The sequence below is a fragment of the Thalassospira sp. UBA4513 genome (assembly GCF_002388495.1).
In the GTDB taxonomy this organism is placed as follows: Bacteria; Pseudomonadota; Alphaproteobacteria; order Rhodospirillales; family Thalassospiraceae; genus Thalassospira; species Thalassospira tepidiphila.
On the sequence record NZ_DGMR01000008.1, the window covers coordinates 82,273 to 82,685 of the forward strand.

The following is a 413-nucleotide window of genomic DNA, read 5'->3' on the forward strand; positions in this document are numbered from 1 at the left end:
ACCAACAAGGAACAGCAGATCCGTATCCAGGCATCTGGTGGTCTTTCCGATGACGAGATCGAAAACATGGTCAAGGATGCGGAAAGCAATGCCGAAGCTGATAAAAAGCGTAAGGCCCTTGTCGAAGCCCGCAACCAGGCAGAAGCCATCATCCACGCCACCGAAAAGAACCTTTCGGAGCATGGTGACAAGGTTGACGACGCGACCAAGTCGGAAATCGAAAACGCCCTGTCGGCTTTGAAAGAAGCCAAGGACGGTGAAGATGCCGAAGCCATCACCACCAAGCTGAACGAACTGCAGCAGGCCTCGATGAAACTTGGCGAAGCCATGTATCAGGCCCAGCAGGAAGAAGCTGGCGCTGGTGACGCGGCGGACGCTGATGCCTCTGCACAGGCCGACGACGGTGTTGTTGA

Annotated in this window: 1 protein-coding gene; it reads left to right on the forward strand. The window is 55.4% G+C overall.

All coding sequences use genetic code 11. The features are described 5' to 3' along the window. On the forward strand, positions 1 to 413 hold a 413-nt coding region (locus B2T33_RS03180), incomplete at both ends, for an Hsp70 family protein (RefSeq protein ID WP_286791132.1).